The 24,612-nt window shown below is 60.3% G+C and carries 15 protein-coding genes, 2 tRNA genes, 3 rRNA genes and 2 pseudogenes; 16 read left to right on the top strand and 6 right to left on the bottom strand.

Annotation, left to right across the window (positions count from 1 at the left end; translation table 11 throughout):
• Positions 1-88 precede the first annotated feature (88 nt).
• Positions 89-1,870 (top strand): lipid A export permease/ATP-binding protein MsbA, encoded by a 1,782-nt coding sequence (gene msbA / locus OEG81_RS11685; RefSeq protein WP_264129418.1) that lies wholly within the window; start codon positions 89-91, stop codon positions 1,868-1,870.
• Positions 1,871-1,936: 66 nt separating this feature from the next.
• Positions 1,937-2,365 carry a hypothetical protein gene (locus OEG81_RS11680; RefSeq protein WP_264129417.1) on the top strand — a complete coding sequence of 143 codons (429 nt, stop codon included), beginning with the start codon at positions 1,937-1,939 and terminating at the stop codon, positions 2,363-2,365.
• Between the two features lie 48 nt (positions 2,366-2,413).
• Here the strand turns inward: OEG81_RS11680 and OEG81_RS11675 are convergent, their stop codons facing one another.
• The 3 genes from OEG81_RS11675 to rng form a co-directional block, all read right to left on the bottom strand.
• Entirely contained in the window at positions 2,414-2,731 is a 318-nt protein-coding gene (locus OEG81_RS11675) for a DUF1634 domain-containing protein (protein WP_264129416.1), read from the bottom strand.
• Complete coding sequence (locus OEG81_RS11670; protein WP_264129415.1) at positions 2,728-3,588, bottom strand: sulfite exporter TauE/SafE family protein; 861 nt, start codon at positions 3,586-3,588, stop codon at positions 2,728-2,730. Before OEG81_RS11670 ends, OEG81_RS11675 begins: the two co-directional genes overlap by 4 nt.
• A gap of 62 nt (positions 3,589-3,650) precedes the next feature.
• Positions 3,651-5,111: a ribonuclease G gene (rng, locus tag OEG81_RS11665; protein ID WP_264129414.1), complete on the bottom strand. Its 1,461-nt coding sequence runs from the start codon at positions 5,109-5,111 to the stop codon at positions 3,651-3,653.
• Between the two features lie 1,185 nt (positions 5,112-6,296).
• Here rng and OEG81_RS11660 point away from each other — a divergent pair.
• The 5 genes from OEG81_RS11660 to rrf all read left to right on the top strand — a co-directional run bounded on the left by OEG81_RS11660 (position 6,297) and on the right by rrf (position 11,688).
• Positions 6,297-7,829, top strand: a 16S ribosomal RNA gene (locus OEG81_RS11660).
• Positions 7,830-7,937: 108 nt separating this feature from the next.
• Positions 7,938-8,014: transfer RNA gene (locus OEG81_RS11655), tRNA-Ile, on the top strand.
• 18 nt (positions 8,015-8,032) lie between these two features.
• Positions 8,033-8,108, top strand: a tRNA-Ala gene (locus OEG81_RS11650).
• 383 nt (positions 8,109-8,491) lie between these two features.
• Positions 8,492-11,378, top strand: a 23S ribosomal RNA gene (locus OEG81_RS11645).
• A gap of 197 nt (positions 11,379-11,575) precedes the next feature.
• Positions 11,576-11,688 (top strand): 5S ribosomal RNA (gene rrf / locus OEG81_RS11640).
• Together the 16S, 23S and 5S rRNA genes with 2 tRNA genes alongside form the textbook arrangement of a ribosomal RNA operon.
• Positions 11,689-11,813: 125 nt before the next feature.
• On the opposite strand, the pseudogene OEG81_RS11635 reads toward rrf, so the two are convergent.
• Positions 11,814-12,095, bottom strand: a pseudogene (locus tag OEG81_RS11635) (integrase core domain-containing protein); the annotation flags it as partial.
• 130 nt (positions 12,096-12,225) lie between these two features.
• Between OEG81_RS11635 and OEG81_RS11630 the strand changes: the two are divergent.
• The 3 genes and pseudogenes from OEG81_RS11630 to OEG81_RS11620 form a co-directional block, all read left to right on the top strand.
• Entirely contained in the window at positions 12,226-12,693 is a 468-nt protein-coding gene (locus tag OEG81_RS11630) for a MarR family winged helix-turn-helix transcriptional regulator (protein WP_264129412.1), read from the top strand.
• A gap of 44 nt (positions 12,694-12,737) precedes the next feature.
• A complete protein-coding gene (locus OEG81_RS11625) occupies positions 12,738-13,133 on the top strand; it encodes a DUF1398 domain-containing protein (RefSeq protein WP_264129411.1) in 396 nt (131 codons plus the stop codon).
• 121 nt (positions 13,134-13,254) lie between these two features.
• Positions 13,255-13,414: pseudogene (locus OEG81_RS11620) on the top strand (type IV secretory system conjugative DNA transfer family protein); the annotation flags it as partial.
• 51 nt (positions 13,415-13,465) lie between these two features.
• Here the strand turns inward: OEG81_RS11620 and OEG81_RS11615 are convergent.
• Positions 13,466-14,395, bottom strand: coding sequence for a LysR family transcriptional regulator (locus OEG81_RS11615; RefSeq protein ID WP_264129409.1), 930 nt, complete (start codon positions 14,393-14,395; stop codon positions 13,466-13,468).
• A 276-nt stretch (positions 14,396-14,671) separates the two neighbouring features.
• Here OEG81_RS11615 and OEG81_RS11610 point away from each other — a divergent pair, with 276 nt between their 5' ends.
• The 6 genes from OEG81_RS11610 to OEG81_RS11585 are packed head-to-tail and all read left to right on the top strand — an operon-like array spanning position 14,672 to position 21,542.
• A complete protein-coding gene (locus OEG81_RS11610; protein ID WP_264129407.1) occupies positions 14,672-16,288 on the top strand; it encodes an ABC transporter substrate-binding protein in 1,617 nt (538 codons plus the stop codon).
• A gap of 31 nt (positions 16,289-16,319) precedes the next feature.
• Positions 16,320-17,297, top strand: a complete 978-nt coding sequence (locus OEG81_RS11605) for an ABC transporter permease (RefSeq protein WP_264129406.1) — start codon at positions 16,320-16,322, stop codon at positions 17,295-17,297.
• A 37-nt stretch (positions 17,298-17,334) separates the two neighbouring features.
• Positions 17,335-18,300, top strand: coding sequence for an ABC transporter permease (locus tag OEG81_RS11600; RefSeq protein ID WP_412034143.1), 966 nt, complete (start codon positions 17,335-17,337; stop codon positions 18,298-18,300).
• Positions 18,300-19,286 carry an ABC transporter ATP-binding protein gene (locus OEG81_RS11595; RefSeq protein WP_264129404.1) on the top strand — a complete coding sequence of 329 codons (987 nt, stop codon included), beginning with the start codon at positions 18,300-18,302 and terminating at the stop codon, positions 19,284-19,286. The genes OEG81_RS11600 and OEG81_RS11595 overlap by 1 nt, the downstream gene beginning before the upstream one ends.
• 5 nt (positions 19,287-19,291) lie before the next feature.
• Positions 19,292-20,335, top strand: a complete 1,044-nt coding sequence (locus tag OEG81_RS11590) for an ABC transporter ATP-binding protein (RefSeq protein ID WP_264129402.1) — start codon at positions 19,292-19,294, stop codon at positions 20,333-20,335.
• Positions 20,336-20,375: 40 nt separating this feature from the next.
• Positions 20,376-21,542, top strand: a complete 1,167-nt coding sequence (locus tag OEG81_RS11585; RefSeq protein WP_264129401.1) for a M20 family metallopeptidase — start codon at positions 20,376-20,378, stop codon at positions 21,540-21,542.
• 26 nt (positions 21,543-21,568) lie between these two features.
• On the opposite strand, the gene OEG81_RS11580 is transcribed toward OEG81_RS11585, so the two are convergent.
• Positions 21,569-24,601, bottom strand: a complete 3,033-nt coding sequence (locus OEG81_RS11580; protein ID WP_264129400.1) for an FAD-binding and (Fe-S)-binding domain-containing protein — start codon at positions 24,599-24,601, stop codon at positions 21,569-21,571.
• Positions 24,602-24,612: the final 11 nt, after the last annotated feature.

Raw genomic sequence — 24,612 nt, 5'->3', positions numbered from 1 at the left:
GGCCTGGGCGGTATGATGGCTGTTGAACGATCGGCATCCCGCGAAGGGACGTTAAAATGATTCATCCAATAGTATATAAGCGAGTTTATTGTTGAAGTCAGCCACTGAAGCCGCATCGTCACCTTCGGATCCCGTCAAGCTGGACTTGTGGCGCCGCATCTACAGCCGCCTGGGCGTGTACTGGAAAGCGGTGATCGCGGCCGTCCTTCTCGTCAGTGTCGCAGCGGCCACCCAGCCCACGCTGGCCATCATCATGAAGCCCCTGCTGGACGATGGCTTTTCCGGGTCCAGGCCTTCGTACATGTGGTCGATTCCCCTTGCGGTGGTGGGCCTGATGTTTTTGCGCGGAGTGTGCAGTTACTCCAGCACCTATCTGCTGGCCTGGGTGGCCAACAACATGCTGCTGGGCCTGCGCAAGGAAATGTTCTCACGCCTGCTGGGACTGTCCGACGAGGATTTCAAGCGGGGCGACTCCGGGCGCCTGCTGAACCGCTTCACCATCGACGCGGGCACCGTCACGGGTCTGGCGACCGAGGTCATCACCGTTGTCGTGCGCGAATCGCTGGTGGTCGTGGCGCTGTTGTGCGTGCTGCTGTACATGTCGTGGCAACTGACCTTGATCGTGCTGGTCATGCTGCCCATCTCGACCTTGATCGCGCGTGTTTTCATCAAGCGGCTGCGGCGCATCAACCGCGAGACCATAGGCATGAACGCCGAGCTCACGCGCGTCGTGCGCGAAGGCATCGACGGCCAGCGCGTCATCAAGCTGTTCGATGGCTATGAGCGCGAATCGGGCCGCTTCGAATACGTGAACGGCCGCCTGCGGCGCTTTGCCATGCGCGCGGCCAGTGCCGACGCGGCCATGTCGCCCCTGTCGCAGTTCTCCATCGCCTTGTCGGTGGCCGCGGTCATTGCCGTCGCCCTGTACCAGGCCAACAACCAGGGGCTTACCGTGGGCAGCTTCGCCGCCTTCATGGCGGCGCTGGGTCAGATTTTCGACCCCATGAAGCGGCTGACGAACATCGCCAGCGCCATGCAGAGAATGCTGATCTCGGCCGAGAGCGTGTTCACGCTCATCGATCAGAAGCCCGAGGATGACAGCGGCACCGGAACCCTGGCGCAGCCGGTCAAGGGGCGGGTCGAGTTCAGCGGCATCTATCACCGCTTTCCCAACGCACAGACCGATACGCTTTCCGATGTGTCCTTCGTGGCGGAGCCGGGACAGACGGTTGCCCTGGTGGGACGTTCGGGCAGCGGCAAGACCACTCTGGTGAACATGTTGCCGCGTTTCGTCAATCCGATGCGGGGCGAAGTGTGCATCGATGGCCAGAACGTCAAGGAACTCAGCCTGCGGGGGCTGCGGGCCCACCTGTCGCTGGTCAGCCAGGATGTCGTGCTTTTCGACGGAACCATTGCCGAGAACGTGGGCTATGGCGCCCTGCACGAAGCCGATCGCGGCGAGATCCGCAAGGCGCTGGAGGCCGCGAACCTGCTCGACTTCGTCGACGGCCTGCCGCAGGGGCTGGATACGCCGGTCGGGGAAAACGCCAGCCAGTTGTCCGGCGGGCAGCGCCAGCGTCTGGCCATTGCGCGCGCCTTGATCAAGAATGCGCCCATCCTCATCCTGGACGAAGCCACCTCGGCCCTTGATAATGAATCCGAACGGCAGGTGCAGGCCTCGCTGGAACTGCTCATGGCGGGGCGCACCACGCTGGTGATCGCGCACCGCCTGTCGACCGTACAGAAGGCCGACCGGATCGTCGTGATGGATGCCGGAAAAATCGTGGAGCAGGGCCGGCACGAAGAATTGCTGGAGTTGAACGGGCTGTATGCTTCGCTATACCGCATGCAGTTCCGTGAAGAAGATTGAGAGCAAGGCCGGGTTTACAAGGCTGGGCCGCGCTCTTTCGTTATTTCGATAAAGGAAGTCACCTACATGAAGACGATGGCAATGCTTGCCGCAGTGACGATACTGGCCGGCTGCGCCGCCACTCCGCAGGGACTGCGTATCGGCGACGTGCGCGAACCCGCTTATTTCCGTGGCGAGCGCACGATACCCCTGACGTTTCCCAAGATACAAATGGCCTTGTTCAAGCACCAGGCGGCTTGCGGCGCATCCGCAAAGTTCACCCTGGATCCGCGGCAGACCGCCTATGCCACCATTACGGAAATGCCGGAACCGTCGGCTTCCTACGAACACGCCATTGTCGTCGACCTGACCCAGTACCAGAGCACCATGATGGCGGAAGAGCGGTCCAAGGCCCAGGTATATTCCTATTACGCGGACAGCGGCACGAAGGCGCGCATCGAGCAGTTGTTCCAGTCCATCATGCATCCTGAAATCTGCCCCCAGCCAGGCGGCTGACTTTCCACGCGGCCGGCCGCGGCTTCGCCGCCGCGGCGCCTCATGCGGTCAATTCCACCACAGGCCTATCAGCGATGAGGCCAGGATGATCGCCAGGACCGAACTCGAAATCACCGCATAGGCATAGTCCCGTTCGCGCAGGAACATGACCAGCATCAGTCCGACGCGCATTACGGGAAGAAGGATGAATACGGCGATTCCCGCGACAGCCACCTGCTTTCCATAGCCCGGCGCATCATCCCAGTAGCCGGCGACGCCGATCAGCATGCCCATCGCGATCAGCATGGAGGCGAACCACGTTCCCCACCTCAGCAGACCGGCGATCATCCGGTCCCTGCGTTGGCGGATGTCTGCATTGTTCTTCATGATAGGCCTCCGGGCAGTTCTATGCCGACGCTGCTCATCAGCATCTGAATCGCCAGCAAGGACAACACCAGCACGAAGAAGAGGCGGAGCCGCTCGGCCGGAATGCGCAACAAAAGCCGGGCGCCGGCGAATGCGCCCAGGACGGAGCCCAAGGCCACGGGGGCGGCGATGTCCACATCGATATCGCCGCTTATGAAATAGGCCACGGCGCTGGCCGAGGCGGTAACGCCGATCATGAAGTTCGAGGTGGCCGATGAAACCTTGATGGGCAGGCGCAGGGCGGCATCCATGGCGGGAATCTTCAGCACTCCGGAGCCGATGCCAAGCAAGGCGGACAGCAGTCCGGCTCCGTACATCAGGATCAAGCCCAGCGGGACATGGCCGACCTGGTAGGCGATCGAGCGGCCGGGCGTTTTGTCGGGAAAATCGGAATCCAGCCTTAGCAAGGCCGCCCAGCTTCGCGGGTCGGGCTCGCTGGTGATCGTCTTCTCGCGCCGCCGTGCCAGCATTTGCCTGGCCGATACGGCCAGAATGACGGCGAACAGGCCATAGAGGTAGGATTCAGGAATCAGGCCGATAAAGAAGACCCCCGTGAGCGCGCCCATCGCAGTGGCTGTTTCCAGAACGATGGCAAGGCGGATATTCGTCAGTCCCGCCTTCAGGAAAGGGGCCGCGCTTGCGCAAGAACATGCGATGACCGACACAATGCTCGCGGCGATGGCGATCCGGATTTCCAGGCCAAAGAACAGCGTGAGTATCGGTACGATGAAGATGCCGCTCGCCATGCCAAGCACGCCGCCCAGCGCGCTGGCGCCGAAGGCCGCTGCAAACAACAGAAGAATACTGATTTCCGACATGCGTGGTCTTTGCGCCTCCATCCGGCGCTTGCTGAAGAAAGCCGGTAAGCATACCCCATCGATCAGATCAGAACGATGTCGTATTGCTCCTGTGAATATTGGCTTTCCACTTCCAGCGATACGGGCTTGCCGATGAAGTCGCCCAGCATGGCCAAATGGGCGCTTTCTTCTTCCAGGAACAGATCCACGATGGCCTGCGAGGCCAGGATGCGGAACTCCTTGGGATTGAACTGGCGCGACTCACGCAATATCTCGCGCAGTATTTCGTAGCATAGGGTGCGCGGCGTGCGGACATTGCCGCGCGACTGGCAAGTGGGGCAGGGCTCGCATAACTGATGCGCCAGCGAATCGCGCGTGCGCTTGCGGGTCATCTCGACCAGGCCCAGCTGGCTGAATCCGCTGACCGTCATGCGGGTGCGATCCTTGCTCAGGGCCTTGTTCAGTTCGGCGAGCACGGAACTGCGGTGCTCCGTGTCGTCCATGTCGATGAAGTCAAGGATGATGATGCCGCCCAAGTTGCGCAGGCGCAGCTGGCGCGCCAGGGCCACGGCGGCTTCCAGGTTGGTCTTGAATATGGTGTCGTCGAAATTGCGTCCACCCACGAAGCCGCCGGTGTTCACGTCGACTGTGGTCAGGGCTTCGGTCTGATCGATGATCAGGTAGCCGCCCGATTTGAGGTCCACCCGGCGCGACAGCGCGCGCGCGATCTCCTCGTCGACGTTGGCGGTATCGAACAGGGGCCGCTCGCCGCTATAGTGCTTGATCCGGCCCAGCACCGAGGGTGTGTAGGTCTTGGCCCAATCCAGCAGCTGCTGCGTGGTGCTGCGCGAATCCACCTGTATGGTTCCGGTGTTCGGCCCCACCATGTCGCGAAGCACGCGCTGGGCCAGGGTCAGATCGGTATACAGCACCGATGGCGTGGGCTGGCTCTTGGCTTTCTCCTGGATGCTGTTCCACAACGTGCGCAGATAAGAGTGATCCGCCTGCAGCTCCTCATCGGTGGCGCCCTCGGCCTGGGTGCGGACAATGAATCCGCCCTTGTCGTCTCCCCTGAATCGCAGCACCCTCTCCCGCAGGGAGATGCGATCTTCTTCCGATTCGATCTTCTGCGAAATGCCCACATGAGGGTCATAGGGCAGATAGACCAGCATGCGCCCGGCGATGCTGATTTGCGTGGATAGCCGCGCTCCTTTGGTGCCCAGCGGATCCTTGATCACTTGGACCATCAGCGACTGGCCTTCGAACAGCAGCTTTTCTATAGGGGTGACGGCCGCGCCGGTGCTGCGTTCCGTACGGTTCTGCCTGAGGTCGGCCACATGGATGAAGGCCGCGCGGTCCAGCCCGATATCCACAAAGGCGCTTTGCATGCCGGGGAGCACACGCACGACTTTGCCCAGATACAGATTGCCGACATGGCCCCGCTGGATGCTGCGTTCCATATGAAGTTCTTGTACTGCACCTTGCTCTACCAGTGCGACCCGTGTTTCAAAGGGAGTGACGTTTATAAGTATGTCTTCGGTCATGGATGCTCGTGGGCGGTTGTCTGTATGAGAGGATAGATTGAATTCTATGCCTGCCGTCTATAAAGAGAGTATGGCGGATTCCGCGCTTGCGTGTCCGGTCCAAAGATAAATTAAATCCGCGGCGGCCTCATGCATGGCTTTCGCATGGCCGGGACGTTCAAGGCGCGGCCTTCGATGCAGCGCGGAGCACCATGAGCCACCTTGGGTGAAAACATATCTATATAGATAGAGAGAGTAGAAAGGGAGCGCATGCATTGCTTTGTGTAGCGGGCGCCCGTGGCCACACGAATGCGCACACCAAGAAGCAGCGCCCTGGTGCATAAAGCGCGCTGAGTCAATCGCCGGGATCGAGGGAGCCAACGCTAATTTCAACCCGCCTTCATTCCCTTTTGCCTGGTTTTCAGCAGACGGCCAAAATTATTTCCATTTTCTTAAAAAAAGATTGCACTGGTATTTCAAGGGCTTGGCGCAGGGGTGCGGGTGGGGGCGGGGATTTTGAGGGAATTTGGCCGGTTTCGATTTGCATGGGCTCAAAAAGCTGTGCTATAGTTCTGTTCTTCGCAGCACACGCACTAGGGTTTTCCCTAGCGACGCAAACGATCCAAGTCCTTGAAGTTACGGGCTTTTTTGTGGGCGGTGCGCGGCGAAGCGCAGGGATGCGGCGCATCGAACTGTGGTAAGCTTACGGGCTTGGCCGCAGTGACCCAAACGGGTTCGGAGGCGCGGCGCGAGTGCGAGGCAGTAGCTGTCCCAAGTGGCGGTTTGGCGGTTTGGCGGTTTGGCGGTTTAGGCTTTGAGGCCAACGCGACGAACCCCGACTTGACAAGCTTAAAAAACTGCTTCATAATCTCGTTTCTCTGCTGCTGACACAGCAACGCACCGGTCGCAAACACCGGGTGCAGCGCGGGTCAGGGTGGTACGGAATTTAGCGGTAACGGTCACCTGCCAATGGGCGGGGCCGGGCAGTAAACGCTCTTTAACAATTTAACAGCCGATAAGTGTGGGCGCTTGGCATGAGTGTGCAACCTTTCTCACGAAAGGCTCGCCAAATTTATATCAAGTGCTCGCACAAATGAAGAAGTAAGGTTTTAAGTAATTAAAATCTTGTCTTTTTCTTTGAGCGAAACGCGACGTATGACCACTTGCCCTTTGGGCAGGATGGAAATTACGATTTATACAGAGATTGAACTGAAGAGTTTGATCCTGGCTCAGATTGAACGCTAGCGGGATGCTTTACACATGCAAGTCGAACGGCAGCGCGGAACTTCGGTTCTGGCGGCGAGTGGCGAACGGGTGAGTAATATATCGGAACGTGCCCAGTAGCGGGGGATAACTACGCGAAAGCGTGGCTAATACCGCATACGCCCTACGGGGGAAAGGGGGGGATCGCAAGACCTCTCACTATTGGAGCGGCCGATATCAGATTAGCTAGTTGGTGGGGTAAAGGCCTACCAAGGCAACGATCTGTAGCTGGTTTGAGAGGACGACCAGCCACACTGGGACTGAGACACGGCCCAGACTCCTACGGGAGGCAGCAGTGGGGAATTTTGGACAATGGGGGCAACCCTGATCCAGCCATCCCGCGTGTGCGATGAAGGCCTTCGGGTTGTAAAGCACTTTTGGCAGGGAAGAAACGGCACCGGCTAATACCGGGTGTCACTGACGGTACCTGCAGAATAAGCACCGGCTAACTACGTGCCAGCAGCCGCGGTAATACGTAGGGTGCAAGCGTTAATCGGAATTACTGGGCGTAAAGCGTGCGCAGGCGGTTCGGAAAGAAAGATGTGAAATCCCAGAGCTTAACTTTGGAACTGCATTTTTAACTGCCGAGCTAGAGTATGTCAGAGGGGGGTAGAATTCCACGTGTAGCAGTGAAATGCGTAGAGATGTGGAGGAATACCGATGGCGAAGGCAGCCCCCTGGGATAATACTGACGCTCATGCACGAAAGCGTGGGGAGCAAACAGGATTAGATACCCTGGTAGTCCACGCCCTAAACGATGTCAACTAGCTGTTGGGGCCTTCGGGCCTTAGTAGCGCAGCTAACGCGTGAAGTTGACCGCCTGGGGAGTACGGTCGCAAGATTAAAACTCAAAGGAATTGACGGGGACCCGCACAAGCGGTGGATGATGTGGATTAATTCGATGCAACGCGAAAAACCTTACCTACCCTTGACATGTCTGGAATGCCGAAGAGATTTGGCAGTGCTCGCAAGAGAACCGGAACACAGGTGCTGCATGGCTGTCGTCAGCTCGTGTCGTGAGATGTTGGGTTAAGTCCCGCAACGAGCGCAACCCTTGTCATTAGTTGCTACGAAAGGGCACTCTAATGAGACTGCCGGTGACAAACCGGAGGAAGGTGGGGATGACGTCAAGTCCTCATGGCCCTTATGGGTAGGGCTTCACACGTCATACAATGGTCGGGACAGAGGGTCGCCAACCCGCGAGGGGGAGCCAATCCCAGAAACCCGATCGTAGTCCGGATTGCAGGCTGCAACTCGCCTGCATGAAGTCGGAATCGCTAGTAATCGCGGATCAGCATGTCGCGGTGAATACGTTCCCGGGTCTTGTACACACCGCCCGTCACACCATGGGAGTGGGTTTTACCAGAAGTAGTTAGCCTAACCGCAAGGAGGGCGATTACCACGGTAGGATTCATGACTGGGGTGAAGTCGTAACAAGGTAGCCGTATCGGAAGGTGCGGCTGGATCACCTCCTTTCAGAGCGACGCACACGAAGCGAAAGCGTCCACACTTATTGGCTGTTTGATTAGAAAGAGTAAGCCACGACAAGGTTACGTGCCAAGCCAGTTGCTTGGGGCGCACACTGGGTCAGTAGCTCAGTCGGTTAGAGCACCGTCTTGATAAGGCGGGGGTCGTTGGTTCGATTCCAACTTGACCCACCAGTACGATTTTATCGCTGCGGGGGATTAGCTCAGCTGGGAGAGCACCTGCTTTGCAAGCAGGGGGTCGTCGGTTCGATCCCGTCATCCTCCACCAACGCCTTTTAATGTAAAAGCAAAGGCGCAGCGCGTGAGAGTACGGTGAAGGGTGCAAAGGCGCTTGTCGGCTGGGTAGTGGGGTTAACGAAGAGGGTTTTAGGCCGGTTTGGGCTAAAACGCTGCTCGTTAAATCTACGGATTTAATGGTTTAAATGGTATTACTCGTTCTTTAACAATCTGGAAGAAGCACAACGAAGTAATTATGGTGTGCGTCTGCGCTATTACCTAGGCAGGCGACACGTAAGTACGGGTTGTGATTGCATTAAACAATTTTGTTCAAATAGTTCTCAAAAATACGTATTCGAAAGGATACGGCCTTTGAAAATGATGAACGGCACAAACACGCATACTCAAGTGTTTCTATAACCTATAACGTTATAGGATCAAGCGACTAAGTGCACATGGTGGATGCCTTGGCGATCACAGGCGATGAAGGACGTGGTAGCCTGCGAAATGCGGCGGGGAGCTGGCAAACAAGCTTTGATCCGCCGATGTCCGAATGGGGAAACCCACCCTCGCAAGAGGGTATCCCTGGCTGAATACATAGGCCAGTGGAAGCGAACCGGGTGAACTGAAACATCTCAGTAGCTCGAGGAAAAGAAATCAACCGAGATTCCGATAGTAGCGGCGAGCGAACTCGGAACAGCCTTGACGTTTTAGCCGTCTGGGTAGTCGAACGCGATGGAAAGCGCGGCCATAGCAGGTGATAGCCCTGTAGACGAAACCCAGGCGGTGGAACTAGGCGTCAGACAAGTAGGGCGGGACACGTGAAATCCTGTCTGAAGATGGGGGGACCATCCTCCAAGGCTAAATACTCGTGATCGACCGATAGTGAACCAGTACCGTGAGGGAAAGGCGAAAAGAACCCCGGAAGGGGAGTGAAATAGATCCTGAAACCGTGTGCATACAAACAGTAGGAGCGGGCTCGTCCCGTGACTGCGTACCTTTTGTATAATGGGTCAGCGACTTACATTCAGTGGCAAGCTTAACCGAATAGGGAAGGCGTAGCGAAAGCGAGTCCGAATAGGGCGATTTAGTCGCTGGGTGTAGACCCGAAACCAGGCGATCTATCCATGGCCAGGTTGAAGGCACGGTAACACGTGCTGGAGGACCGAACCCACTAATGTTGAAAAATTAGGGGATGAGCTGTGGATAGGGGTGAAAGGCTAAACAAGCCTGGAAATAGCTGGTTCTCTCCGAAAACTATTTAGGTAGTGCCTCACGTATTACTGCCGGGGGTAGAGCACTGTTATAGCTAGGGGGTCATGGCGACTTACCAACCTATGGCAAACTCCGAATACCGGCAAGTAGCAGCGTGGGAGACAGAGCACCGGGTGCTAACGTCCGGACTCAAGAGGGAAACAACCCAGACCGCCAGCTAAGGTCCCAAACTATGGCTAAGTGGGAAACGAAGTGGGAAGGCATAGACAGTCAGGAGGTTGGCTTAGAAGCAGCCATCCTTTAAAGAAAGCGTAATAGCTCACTGATCGAGTCGTCCTGCGCGGAAGATGTAACGGGGCTAAGCCATAGACCGAAGCTGCGGGTGTATATCGTTGATATACGCGGTAGGAGAGCGTTCTGTAAGCCTGTGAAGGCAGATTGTAAAGTCTGCTGGAGGTATCAGAAGTGCGAATGCTGACATGAGTAGCGATAAAGGGGGTGAAAAGCCCCCTCGCCGTAAGTCCAAGGTTTCCTGCGCAACGTTCATCGGCGCAGGGTGAGTCGGCCCCTAAGGCGAGGCAGAGATGCGTAGCTGATGGGAAGCTGGTTAATATTCCAGCACCGTCGTGAGATGCGATGGGGGGACGGATTGCTGCAAGGTCATCGGGGTGTTGGATGTCCCCGTTGCTGCATCATAGAAGGCGCTTAGGTAAATCCGGGCGCGTAATTCAAGGGTGTGGCTGAATAGGACTTCGGTCCTAAACTGATCGGAAGCAGTTCCAAGAAAAGCCTCTAAGCTTCAGTCTCACGAGACCGTACCGCAAACCGACACAGGTGGACGGGATGAATATTCCAAGGCGCTTGAGAGAACTCAGGAGAAGGAACTCGGCAAATTGATACCGTAACTTCGGGAGAAGGTATACCCTGGTAGTGTGAAGCGCCTGCGCGCCGAGCATGACGGGGTCACAGAGAATCGGTGGCTGCGACTGTTTATTAAAAACACAGCACTCTGCTAACACGAAAGTGGACGTATAGGGTGTGACGCCTGCCCGGTGCCGGAAGGTTAAGTGATGGGGTGCAAGCTCTTGATCGAAGCCCCGGTAAACGGCGGCCGTAACTATAACGGTCCTAAGGTAGCGAAATTCCTTGTCGGGTAAGTTCCGACCTGCACGAATGGCGTAACGATGGCCACACTGTCTCCTCCTGAGACTCAGCGAAGTTGAAGTGTTTGTGATGATGCAATCTACCCGCGGCTAGACGGAAAGACCCCATGAACCTTTACTGTAGCTTTGCATTGGACTGTGAACCGGCCTGTGTAGGATAGGTGGGAGGCGTTGAAGTAGGCTCGCCAGAGCTTATGGAGCCATCCTTGAAATACCACCCTGGTTTGTTTGCGGTTCTAACCTTGGCCCGTTATCCGGGTTGGGGACAGTGCATGGTGGGCAGTTTGACTGGGGCGGTCTCCTCCTAAAGTGTAACGGAGGAGTTCGAAGGTACGCTAGGTACGGTCGGAAATCGTGCTGATAGTGCAATGGCATAAGCGTGCTTGACTGTGAGACTGACACGTCGAACAGGTGCGAAAGCAGGACATAGTGATCCGGTGGTTCTGAATGGAAGGGCCATCGCTCAACGGATAAAAGGTACTCTGGGGATAACAGGCTGATACCGCCCAAGAGTTCATATCGACGGCGGTGTTTGGCACCTCGATGTCGGCTCATCTCATCCTGGGGCTGTAGCCGGTCCCAAGGGTATGGCTGTTCGCCATTTAAAGAGGTACGTGAGCTGGGTTTAAAACGTCGTGAGACAGTTTGGTCCCTATCTGCCGTGGGCGTTGGATACTTGACGGAGCCTGCTCCTAGTACGAGAGGACCGGAGTGGACGTACCGCTGGTGTATCGGTTGTCATGCCAATGGCATTGCCGAGTAGCTATGTACGGAAGAGATAACCGCTGAAGGCATCTAAGCGGGAAACTCGTCTGAAGATTAGGTATCCCGGGGGCTAGACCCCCCTGAAGGGTCGTTCGAGACCAGGACGTTGATAGGCTGGGTGTGGAAGCGCAGTAATGCGTGTAGCTAACCAGTACTAATTGCCCGTGCGGCTTGATCCTATAACCTTGTAGGTTGTACGTGTTCAAGTGCCGTTCAAACAAATGAAAAGTCGTACCGTGGGTTGACCGGTACGCAACCCCATCGCGGCCCGTACGCCGCCACACACCAAACATTACACCCCGGTGGGTCCACCGGCGCGGTGCTTCTTCCCAGATTCGTTATCGCCGCCCCAACGCGGCGATGACACCCGGTTACGCTTGACGACCATAGCAAGGTGGTCCCACTCCTTCCCATCCCGAACAGGACCGTGAAACGCCTTCGCGCCGATGATAGTGGACGTACGTCTGTGAAAGTAGGTCATCGTCAGGCTCTTATTGCTCAAAACCCCTCGCCCTACAAAGCGAGGGGTTTTGTTTTTGGGGCGGCGAAGATGGTTTTACGGACTGGTTTTGCTCCCGTATTTCCGGATACCAGATCCACCCTTGGATTAATAATTCCTGCTGCTGTCTGAACTCCCTAGGAAATTGATATTTCAGTGCATTGTGAGGGTGGTGCTCGTTGTAGTGTTCGAAGGCAATCGCCAGATTCTGCAGCACTGTAGGCACATCGGGCTTGGGCATAAAGGCGACGTAATCGCGCTTGATCGTCTTCACGAAGCTCTCGGCCATGCCATTGCTCTGAGGACTGCGCACCGGCGAGGTGACGTGTTTCAGGCCGATCTGCTGAGCAGCTGCCCGATGCTGCTCGATTTCCGCGAACAACCCGCCGTCCTGGAGCGTGCGGGTCTTGCGGCCATCCCGCCAATTCAGGGGGCTGATCTACGGGCCATCTTGCCTGTGAATACGATTATCTTGACAGTTGGTTTCCATGGAAACTATAATAGTTCATGTTTCCACAGAAACCCATATGAAAGAATCTCAAAAACACAACGCCAGCCAACTTGAGGACCATCTCGGCTACTGGCTTCGTTTTGTCTCAAATCACGTCTCCCGTCGCTTCCAGCAATTGCTGGAAGACCAAGGCACTTCAGTGACAGAGTGGGTCGCTTTGCGTGCTTTATTCGAGCAGGCCGAAACGAGCCATGCTGAACTCATCCAGCGTCTTGGCATGACCAAGGGGGGGGCCTCCAAGATCGTCAGTCGATTGGAAGAAAAGGGATTGGCGCAGCGGCGACTGGCCGAAAACGCGCAGCGTGAGCAGGTGCTCAGCCTGACACGCGAGGGCCAGGCCTTAGTGCCCAAACTGTCTATCTTGGCAGACCAGAACGATGCGCATTTCTTCGGGCATCTACCGGCGGATCAGCGCAAGGTGCTCCGAGACCTCCTGGAGACCTTGGTGGTGCACCACCGGCTCCAGCAGGTTCCGGTGACCTGAGCCTTTCCTCGTTGTTCTCTTCGTTTCATACACAGGAGCCTTCCATGAACGAGTCCACTCAATCCATCATTCGTGAAACCGTACAGGCCTCCGTAGAAGGACGCATCCACTTCGGCCAAGTCATCGGTCAATTGGTGACCGCAGGCGTCGAATCCTACCTCGCCGATTACCGCGCCCATCGTATCGTCTACTACCTCCCTGATGGCCAAACACTGGATGTTCCACTGGACATGCCGGACATCGTCATCGCCGACAACTTTGACGCGCACGCTCTGCAGGCAGCGATTCGCGGCTCGCAGCGGGGCGAGGTGAGGTACCCAGAGTTCAAGCGCTTGAGCAGCGAGGCGGGCTGCATCGGCTACACAGTGTGGATTGCAGGCCGGCACGTCTCCTATTTCGGCCGTCGTGGCGAAACTCATGTCGAAAAGTTCCCCGACTGAATCCTGAAGGTCTCCGCCATGTTCGACCATATTGGTATACGCGCTGCGCAATCGCTGAAACAGTCCTACATTCGCGCGCTTCAGCCTTTGGGGATCGCCATCGTCACCGAGTATCCCGGCGGTGCCGTCTTCGGACATAAGCCGCATAAAGCCCTTGATCCGGCTTGATCTTCAACCAGATCTAGCGACGGCTCACCGAGTCGCTCGATGGCTCCGGGCGCCGCCACAAGCTGCTGCTGATGCTCGACGAGCTTCCGGCCTTGGGCCGGCTCGACTTCTTCTAGACGGCCCTGGCCTTCATGGCGGGCTGGCCGCCTGGCGGCAGCCAGGCATCAATGGCCCTGGCCGGGCGCCCGCCGCACCAGTTCGTCCAGGCGGTGGATGATGAATCTGGAGAATTGTTCGATGGTGTCGGGCAGTATCCGGCCGCGCATCACCTGGACCTGTACGGTCCGGGCATGCATCTCGGGATTCTTCAGGGGAACGGCCACCAGTCTGCCTGGTTTCAGGCGTTCGGCGATCGATACATAGCTTGCAAACAGTATGGCCTGACTTTCGCGCACATAGGCATGCAGGGCTTCGGCGTAGTTGCTGTAGACCTGAGGCTCCACCCACGTGTCGGTCATGTTGGACGCCAGTTGATAAAGCTTGTACGTGGACGACAGTTCATCGGTCAAGGCAATGGGATAGCCGGACAGATCGCGAATGTCCAGCCGGCGCCTGCGTGACAAGGGATGATCCCGCGACATGACGGCCAGGGCGGGGGCAGGCCGGGCATACAGAACCTTCACTCCGCTATCGCTGGCGTTGGGCGTAATGCTGAAAGTCAGGGCCATGTCGACTTCGCCCGCCTCCACGCGCTGTGTCGCGGGCTTTGCGCTATCCACCCAGATACGGAATCGAACCGAGGGCAGTTGACGGCTGAATGCGGCCAGCGCCGAGGGGACGAGCTCATTGGCCAGGCCCTGGGTGCAGGATATCCGTATTGGGTTCTGTTCGCCGCCTTGCAGGGCGGCGATGGATTCGAGTACGGCGCTTGCCTCGAGCACGGATCGTCTGACATGCCTCAGCAGGATCTGGCCCGCTTCTGTAAGAACCATTCCTCGGGCGCTGCGCGTGAAAAGGCTGGCTCCCACCTCTTCCTCCAGGCCCGTGATCTGTCGGCTTATCGCAGATACGGCAACATGTAAAGAGTCCGATGCGGCCGTAAGGCTGCCTTTCAAAGCGACTTCATAAAAGTATTTGGTGGCCAGGCTTTGCATTGATACGGCTTGCCTTCAAAGGTTGTTTAAGAAATATGACGGATAATGATAAGGGTTAACCCTTGTTTTATATTCTAATTTAAGCAAAAAGTTCTCGATTTATTCTAATTGTATAGAAAGCTCTGAATGGCTAGAATGGCCGCTTCGTCGAAAGGCGTAATGCACGCGATGGCAGCCGCTGCCCCCATTGAGCAGGCGATCTTGCGGCGCATGCACAACGCGGTATCGAACGTTCGTTCCGCGTCGATTCAGAGACAAACCTAAAGGAATTACAGAATGCCGACGGTAAACCCCACGATCAAAACAATCGCTGTCGCCCTGGCTTGCGCATTCGCTGGCCTGTCGCAGGCCCAGACGCTGAAGATAGGCCTGGCCTCCGAGCCCACGGCGGTGGATCCGCATTATCACCAGACCACGCCGAACGAGGCGCTGATCTATCACATCTTCCAGCCGCTGGTCGCGATGGACGCCGACCAGAAGCTCCAGCCGGCGCTGGCCAAGTCCTGGGAAGCCACCGACGACACCACCTGGACGTTCAAGCTGGACGAGAAGGCCAGGTTTTCGAATGGCGAGCCCTTCACCGCGCAGGACGTGGTGTTCAGCTTCTGTCGCATCCTGAACAATGAAACCGGCATAGGCAGCGGCGGCACCAATACCGTGCGCCGCATCGTGTCCGTCGAGACTCCGGATGAACGCACCGTGCTGCTGAAGACGGCGGCGCCGCAGCCGGTCCTGCCCAATGAACTGGCCCGCATACCCATGATCTGGAGCGGCATCGTCAAGCACGACACGCTGACCTATACGCCCAAGGAAGGTTGCGGCGTGACGTCTCCGTGGCCCGCCGTCAACGATTTCAACAGCGGAAAGGACGTCATCGGCACGGGACCTTACGTGCTGAAATCCTACGTGAAGGGTTCGGGCATCGTGCTCGAGCGCAATGAAAAGTACTGGGGTGAGCAGCCCGCATGGAAGGAAGTCCGGATGACGGCCGTGCCCAGCGCCGGTCCGCGCCTGACGGGCCTGCTGGCGGGCGACTTCGACCTCATCGAGAACCCCGCCGCGCGCGACCTGAAGCGCATCAAGGAGAGCGGCTTCGGCCATACGGTGAAGCCGTCGGTGCGCATCATGTTCTTCCAGTTGGATGCCGGCCGCGAGCAGAGCCCGATGGTCAAGTCGCCCAAGGGCGACAACCCCTTGCAGAATGCCAAGGTTCGCCAGGCGATGTCGCTGGCGATCGACCGCAAGACCATCGTGGAACGCATCATGGACGGCGTGGCCATGCCCGCCAACCAGTTCATCCCCGCCGGCATGTTCGGCGCCATCGATCAGGCCCCCGCGCTGGAATACAACCCAAAGAAGGCCAAGGCGCTGCTGGCCGAAGCCGGCTATCCCGATGGTTTCGAGCTGACGCTGTCGGCCACCAACGACCGCTACATCAATGATGCGCAGGTCACGCAGGCCGTGGCGCAGTACCTTAGCCGCATCGGCATCAAGACCCAGGTCGACACCATGACCAGTTCGGTGTACTTCCCCAAGCGGGCCAAGCGGGAAATGAGCGCAGCCCTGGGCGGCTGGGGCCAGGAGACCGGCGAGGCCGGCAACTTCCTGCAGTATTGGGTGGCCACCAACAACAAGGACCGCGGTGTGGGCAGCAGCAACTATGGCCGCTATTCCAACCCCGAGCTGGACAAGCTGTATTTCGACGCCATGGGAACCCTGGACGACGGCAAGCGCAGCCAGCTGCTGCAGCAGGCCGTGAAGATCGCGCTGGCCGACATGCCTCATATTCCGCTGCACTGGGAAAGCGGCGTGTGGGCATTCCGCAAGGGCATCTCCTATGAGGGCCGCGCCGACCAGCGCACCATGGCCACCGCCGCCAAGCCGGCCAAGTAAGCCGGTCCGGGTCTGACAAAGGAGCAAGATTTTGACTCTGTTCATTGTGCGCAGGTTGCTGCAAAGCCTGCTGGTCGTCCTGGCCGTATCGGTGGTGGTGTTTTGCGCCGTGTACGCGATCGGGGATCCCATCGAACTCCTTGTCAGCCCCGATGTGGCCCAGGCCGAGCGTGATGCGCTGATCGCCCGGCTGGGCCTGGACCTGCCCTTATGGCAGCAGTACGGCGTCTTCCTGTGGCGTGCCCTGCACGGCGACCTGGGCAATTCCTTCGTGCATGGCATGCCGGCCGTGGAATTGATATTGCAACGCTTTCCCGCCACGCTGGAACTGGTCATCGTGGCCATCACGTTGACCTGTGTCATCGGCATTTCCCTGGGCCTCATCGCCGGGCTGTACAGGGACCGCTGGCTGGGTCAGGGCATCATGGCCGGCTCCATCTTCGGTTTTTCCGTGCCCAATTTCTGGCAGGGGATGGTCTTCATCCTGTTTTTCGCCGTGTGGCTGGGCTGGCTGCCGGCATCGGGCCGCGGGCCCACCGTGGAGTTCCTGGGCGTTCCGCTCAGCATCTTCAGCGCCGAGGGCTGGCGGCACATCGCGCTGCCGGCGGTCAATCTGGCCATCGCCAACATCGCACTGGTCCTGCGCATGACGGCCACCGGCGTCAGCGAGGCGCAAAGCCAGGACTACGTGCGCTTCGCACGCGCCAAGGGCGTGAAGCCGGGCCGCATCGTGCGCCGCCACATCCTGCGCAACATCCTGATTCCCGTCGTCACCGTGATCGGCATGGAGTTCGGCACCCTGATCGCCTATTCCACCATTACCGAAACCGTGTTCTCGTGGCCGGGCATGGGCAAGTTGCTGATCGACAGCGTGTACAAGCTCGATCGCCCGGTCATCGTCGCCTACGTGATGCTGGTGACCCTGTTGTTCGTGATCATCAATCTGGTGGTCGATCTTCTGTATGCCGTGCTGGATCCGCGCGTGCAGCTCGTGGAGGCGCGGGCCTGATATGTTTTTTTCCTTTCTTTCTTCCAAAAGGGCGGTGATGCCGGGTGAGCCGTCCGCCGCTGCGCCGCCGGCGCTTCCCGCGGCTGCCGCGTCGCCTTCAGGCCCGGCTCCTTCCCATGTGGCGCCCCTGCTTGAAACGCCGGCCCGCGCGAAGATCCTGCGCAAGCTGCGTTCCCGCCCATCGGCCAGGAAGTCGCTGCTGGCCCTGGGGCTGCTGATCCTGGCCGTCGTGATACTGCCGTTCTTCGCGCCGCAGAATCCCTACGACCTGATGGCCCTGGACATCATGGACGGGCGCCTGCCGCCGGGCGCCACCAACTTCGACGAGACCATGACCTACTGGATGGGCACGGACGCGCAGGGACGCGATATGCTCAGCGCCATTCTCTACGGCCTGCGCATCAGCCTCTTCGTCGGACTGGGCGCGGTGCTGATTTCCGTGGCTATCGGCGTGACACTGGGCCTGGCGGCGGCCTATCGGGGCGGCTGGGTCGACACGCTGGTGATGCGTGCGGTGGACTTCATCCTTGGCTTTCCGACCATATTGGTGGCGCTGGTGCTGCTGGCGGTGCTGGGGCGCGGCATCGACAAAGTCATCGTGGCGCTGGTGGTGGTCCAATGGGCGCACTACGCGCGCATCATGCGCGGCCGCGCCTTGCAGGAGCGCCGCAAGGAATACATCGAGGCCGCGCAGAACCTGGGCTTCCCGGCGTGGCGCATCATGCTGCTGCACCTCATGCCCAACTGCATCGGCCCCATCATGGTGTTCGCCACCATACAGATCGCCACGGCCATCACGCTGGAAGCGACACTGTCCTTCCTGGGCGTGGGGGTTCCCGTGACCGAGCCCTCGCTGGGCCTGCTGATCGCCAGCGGCTTCGAGTATCTGCTCTCGGGCGATTACTGGATCAGTATTTTCCCGGGCGTCGCGCTGCTCTTGCTCATTCTTTCCATCAATATCGCCGGCGACCGCCTGCGAGACAGTCTGGACCCACGACGATAATGGACTCTACACAAGCATTACTGGAGGTGCGGGGCCTGCAAACCGCCTTCCACACCGAAGCCGGAGCATGGCTGGCGGTCGACGGCGTCGACCTGACGGTCGGCCGCGGCGAGATACTGGGCCTGGTGGGCGAGTCGGGATCCGGCAAGTCGGTGACCGGGTTTTCGCTGGTGGGCCTGATCGATCCGCCCGGCGAGGTGGTGGCGGGTTCGGTACGCTTTGACGGCATGGAGCTGCGCGGGCTGGACGAGGCGCAATTGCGCACCCTGCGCGGCAACCGCATCGCCATGATCTTCCAGGATCCGCTGATGACACTGAACCCCGTGCTGAAGGTCGGCGAACAGATGGCCGAGGCCATCTACACCCATGATCCGGCGGCAGGCAAGACGCAGATACGCGAGCGCTGCGTGCAGGCGCTGACGCAAGTGGGCATACCTTCGCCCGAGAGTCGCCTGGACAACTACCCGCACGAATTCTCCGGCGGCATGCGGCAGCGCGTGGCCATTGCCATCGCCATGCTGAACAGACCGGATCTGATCATTGCGGATGAGCCGACCACGGCCCTGGACGTGACCATACAGGCGCAAATCCTCTTCGAGATGCAGAAGCTGTGCGCCGAGCAGAATACGGCCCTGATCTGGATCACGCACGATCTGGGCGTGGTGGCCGAGCTCGCCGACAAGGTGGCGGTCATGTATGCGGGACGCATCGTGGAGTACGGCACGGTCGAGCAGGTGCTGTCCCATCCCGTGCATCCGTATACGCGCGGCCTGCTGGACTCCATGCCCGGCCAGGCCGCGCCAGGCAGCAGGCTGGCCCAGATCGACGGCATGGCGCCGACCCTGACAGGGCGTGAAACCGGCTGTCCGTTCCGCCCGCGCTGTTCCAGGAGCGCCGAGGTCTGTGCGCATCAGGCGCCTGATATCGAGCGGCGGGGTGAACGGCAGTACCGCTGTCATTTTCCGATACTGGAGCTTGCGGCATGAGCGGCATGATCACATCTCAACGCGTCCCGGCGCAGCCTGCCGGCGATGCCACCGAGTCCCCGGTCATTGCGCTGCGAGGCCTGTACAAGCAGTTCAGCAGCAAGCCCGACCTGGCCCAGCGCCTGTTGAGCCTTGCGGGCCGTAACATGGAGCCTCCCACCGTGCACGCCGTCAATGGGGTGGACCTGGAGATCAGGCGGGGCGAGGTGCTGGGCCTGGTAGGCGAATCAGGCTGCGGCAAGTCTACGCTGGGCCGCATGGTGGCGGGGCTGATCAAGCCCAGCCGGGGCGGAATAATGTTCAACGGCGAGGACACCGCCGGCTTGCGCGGCGCGCGCAAGCGCGACTACACGCTGGGCGTGCAGATGATCTTCCAGGATCCCCAGGCCTCGCTCAATCCCAAGCAGAAACTGAAGCAGATTCTGGCCGAGGCGCTGCATGTGCACAAGCTGGCTCCACGCGAGCAGATCGCGGGCCGTGTCGCCCAGGCCTTGCTGGAAGTCGGCCTGGATCCGGAGTACAGCGACAGGCTGCCGCATCAGATTTCCGGCGGGCAGCGCCAGCGCATCGGCATCGCGCGCGCCCTCATGGTGCAGCCGGCCTTCCTGGTGTGCGACGAACCCGTGGCGGCGCTGGACGTATCGATACAGGCGCAGGTGATCAACCTGTTCATGGACCTGCGCGACCGGCACGGGTTTACCTATCTGTTCATCAGCCACGATCTGGGCGTGGTGCGCCATATCTCGGACAGGGTGGCCATCATGTATCTGGGCCGCATCGTCGAGATCGCGCCGACCCGCGACATCTACGGCCATGCCGTTCATCCCTATACGCAAGCGCTGCTGGGCGAGATGCCCGACGTGCAGCGCCGCCGGCGAAGCTTCGTTCCCATCAAGGGCGAGATCCCTTCGCCGCTGGCCCCGCCCCCGGGCTGCACCTTTCATCCGCGCTGCCCGCACGCCATGGATATCTGCCGCCGGCAGGCGCCCGAGCTGCGCGAAATCGCGCCGGGGCACCAGGCTGCCTGCCACCTCAACCTCCAGCCTTGACTGGGGTCCAGCCAATTCATCGACGATAAAGACACAGGCCATGAACCGACCCGAAAACATGACGCAAGATAATTCCGACATCGCACAGGATCTCAGCCGGCAACTGCTGCCCATGATAGAGCGCTGGGTGCGTTTCGAATCGCCGTCGCACAGCGACGAGGCCTTGGACGGCATGGCGAAGCTCATCGTCCAGGACGCCGAGCGCCTGGGCCTGGCCGCGCTGACGCAGCCGCTGTCCACAGACGGCGCGCCGCTGGTGCATATTCATAACCGGAGCGCTGGCGATGAACGGCCAGGCATTCTGGTGCTGGGCCATTACGATACCGTGCATCCGGTCGGCATCCTCGAGAAGAATCCCTTTCGCATGGAGGGCGACAAGCTTTACGGACCGGGCATCTATGACATGAAGGCGGGTATCTGCCTGGCGCTGACAGGACTGGCGCAGGTTCAGCGCCTGGGCGGCAGCGCCTTGCCGGTGGATCTGGTGATACTGCCGGACGAAGAGACGGGTAGCCATCGTTCACGTGAGCGGATCGAGGAGTTCGCGCGGCGTTCACGTTACGCATTGGTGTGCGAACCGGCGCGCGCGGACGGAGGGCGCTGCGTGACCGCGCGCAAGGGTACGGGTTTCATCACCGTCAAGGCGCGAGGCCGGCCGGCGCATGCCGGCATGCAGCACGACAGGGGCCGCAACGCCATTGAAGAGATTGCGCATCAGGTCCTGGCCCTGCAGGCCATGACGGATTACGAGCGGGGAATTACCGTCAGCGTCGGCCGCATTCAGGGCGGCACCACCGTCAATGTGGTGCCTGAGCACAGCCAATTGAGCGCGGACTTTCGTCTGCCCGATCCGCAAGCGGCGGACGAGTTGCGCGCCAAAGTGCAAGGCCTGGCGGCGCGCGTGCCCGATGTGCAGCTGGATGTGGATTTCCAGTTGAACCGGCCTCCCATGCCGCGCACGGAAGCGACCGCCGAACTGTTGCGCCGCTGCCAGGTGTTTGCCGCCCGCGCGGGCTTCTCCCTGGACGAGGCCCCCATGACGGGCGGCGCCAGCGACGCCAATTTCACGGCCGCGCTGGGCCTGCCCACCCTGGACGGGCTGGGCGCGGATGGCGATGGCGCCCATACACTGCATGAGCATATTTTGCTGTCCACCCTGGACCTGCGCCTGAAATTCTGGACCGAGACCCTGCAAGGGCTGGCCTAGCGCGGCGCACTCCTGGCGCCGCTTCATCAGGCCTGCGGCGCCAGTGCCCTTTGCAGCACACAGGCCACGTGCTCGGCGCGCAGGCCGCCTTCGGATTGCGTGCCGTCGGCAATCTGGTGCCGGCAACTGGTGCCGTCCGCCACCAGCAGCGTATCGGCCCCCGCCTGGCGCACGGCGGGCAGCAATGAAAGTTCGGCCATCTTCATGGAGGTCTCATAGTGCGAGGCTTCGTAGCCGAAGCTGCCGGCCATGCCGCAGCAGCTTGATTCGATCAGTTCCACCTTGAGTTCCGGTATCAAGGCAAGTATGCGCTGAACCGGCTTGACGGCGTCGAAGGCCTTCTGGTGGCAGTGGCCATGCAGCAGGGCGCGCTTTTCGGGCAGGGGGGCCAGCTTGAGCTTCAGGCGGCCGGCGTCCAGTTCGCGCGCCAGGAATTCCTCGAACAGATAGGCGTGGCGGGACAGCGCCTGGGCATCCTCGCCCAGGCCCATGACCAGGAACTCATCGCGCAACGACAGCAGACAGGAAGGCTCCAGGCCAACGATGGGTATGCCGCGCGCAATGAATGGGCGCAGGGCGTCCACCACCCGCCGGGCCTCGGCCCTGGCCTCGTCGACCATGCCCGCCGCCAGGTAGGTACGGCCGCAGCACAAGGGCCGTTTGGGCTGGCCATCGCCGGCCGCTGGCTGGGCGATATGGACCTTGTAGCCCGCCGCCTGCAGGACCCGCAGGGCGGCGCGTGGATTCTCGGATTCGAAATAATTGTTGAAGGTGTCGGCAAACAGGACGACGTCCGCCGTGTCGGCGTCGGCCGGCCCGCCCAGGCGCGTGAAGATGTCGCCGCGCCATTTCGGCAAGGACCGTTTGGCGGAGAACCCCAGCATGCGTTCCGACAGCCAGGCGGCGCCAGGCAGGGTGTCGCGCAGATTGAACAGGAAAGGCAGGCGGGCGGCCCAGGGCGCCCAGCGCGGCAGCGTGGCGATAAGCCGGTCTTTCAAGGCCAGGCCGCGCTTTTGCCGCCACTGGTTCAGGAATTCTATTTTCATGCGCGCCATGTCGACGCCGGTAGGGCAGTCGCGCTTGCAGCCCTTGCAACTGACGCATAGATCCATGGTGGCCCGCATTTCATCGGACGTGAGGGCATCGGGGCCCAGTTGGCCCGACAGCGCCAGACGCAGCGTATTGGCGCGGCCCCGCGTCAGATGCTGTTCGTCGCGCGTGACCCGATAGCTGGGGCACATGGTGCCGGCGTCGAACTTGCGGCAGTGCCCGTTGTTGTTGCACATCTCGACCGCCTTGGCAAAGCCTCGGGCCGGGTCGCCGCCCGTGCCTGGCGCGCCGACCGTGTCGGTGGCGGGGTCGTTCTGCACGTTCCAGGCCGACCAGTCCAGCGCCGTCTCCAGGGGCTCGGCGCGATAGCCGGGCTTGAAGCGGAACAGCGAGGCGTCGTCCATTTTGCTGCTGCGCACGATCTTGCCCGGGTTCATGAGCCGGTCGGGATCGAAGAGGTCTTTTATCTCTTCGAAGGCGCGCGTCAGCCGAGGTCCGAACTGCCAGGCCACCCATTCGCTGCGCACCAGGCCGTCGCCGTGCTCGCCGGAGAATGCGCCCTTGTATTGGTGCACCAGGGCGCCCGCCTCTTCGGCAATGGCGCGCATTTTTTCGGCGCCGTCCCGGCGCATGTCCAGGATGGGGCGCACATGCAGCGTGCCGACCGACGCGTGGGCGTACCACGTCCCGCGCGTCCCGTGCCTGCTGAATACATCGGTCAGCTTGCTGGTGTATTCGGCAAGGTGTTCCAGCGGAACGGCGCAATCTTCGATGAAGGACACGGGCTTGCCGTCGCCGCGCATGCTCATCATGATGTTCAGGCCTGCCTTGCGCACCTCCCACAAGGCCTTCTGCGCCGCCGCGTCGGGCATTTCGACGACGGAGCCCGGCAGGCCCAGTTCGCCCATCAGGTCCACCAGTTGCGCCAGCAGGGCCAGTTGCTCGTCTTTCGATTCGCCGGCGAACTCCACCAGGAGGATGGCTTCGGGTTCGCCGATGAGCGCCTTGTCGATGACAGGCCGGAAAGCCGGGTTGCCTCGTGCCAGGTCTATCATGGTGCGATCGACCAGCTCCACCGCACAGGGGCCCAGCTTCACGATGTGGCGGGTCAGGTCCATGGCCTGGTAGAAGGTCGGGAAATTGACCACGCCCAGGGCCTTCGCGGCGGGCAGCGGCGCCAGTTTCAGGGTGATCTGCCGGGTATAGGCCAGGGTTCCTTCGCTGCCCACCAGCATGTGCGCCAGGTTCACCAGGCCATCCGGGCCGTATGGCCTGGAGCTCTGCGGATGGAATACGTCCAGGTTGTAGCCGCCAACACGGCGCATCACACGCGGCACGGCGCGTTCGATCTCGTCCCGTTCACGCTCGGCAATCTGGCGCAGGCGGGCTGCAATGTCGCGCAGGCGGGACGGTGCGTCCGCCATCTGGCTTGCGTCGCCGAATCGGGCCTCGGTTCCGTCCAGCAGCAGCGCGTCGATGCTGACGACGTTGTGCACCATGTTCCCGTAGGCGATGGAGCGCGAGCCGCAGGAGTTGTTGCCGGCCATGCCGCCCAGCGTGCATTGTGCGGCCGTGCTGACGTCGACGGGAAACCAGACTCCATGCGGTTTCAGCCACGCATTCAGGTGATCGAGCACGATGCCCGGCTCCACCGTGACCGTCATGGCGTCCAGGTCGAGATCCAGCACGCGGTTCAGGTACTTGCTGTTGTCGATGACCAGGGCCGCGCCCACCGTCTGGCCGCATTGGGATGTGCCGCCTCCGCGCGCCAGGACGGGCACGGACATTTCACGGCAGATGTTCAGCGCCGCCGAGACGTCGCTGGCCGCCCTGGGGACCAGCACGCCCACCGGTTCGACCTGATAGATGGAGGCATCGGTGGAATAGCGTCCGCGCGATCCGCGATCGAACAGGACTTCGCCCCGGGTCTGCTTGCGCAGCCGCGCCGCCAGTTCCAGGTGTATGGGGTCCAGGTCGGCATGGCTGGGCTGGGGCAAGGGCGCGTTCATGGCGTTCCTGT

Source organism: Pollutimonas sp. M17 (genome assembly GCF_025836975.1).
Lineage (GTDB): Bacteria > Pseudomonadota > Gammaproteobacteria > Burkholderiales > Burkholderiaceae_B.
The sequence above is the reverse complement of the archived record's forward strand: the minus strand, read 5'-3'. Positions and strand labels throughout refer to the sequence as shown.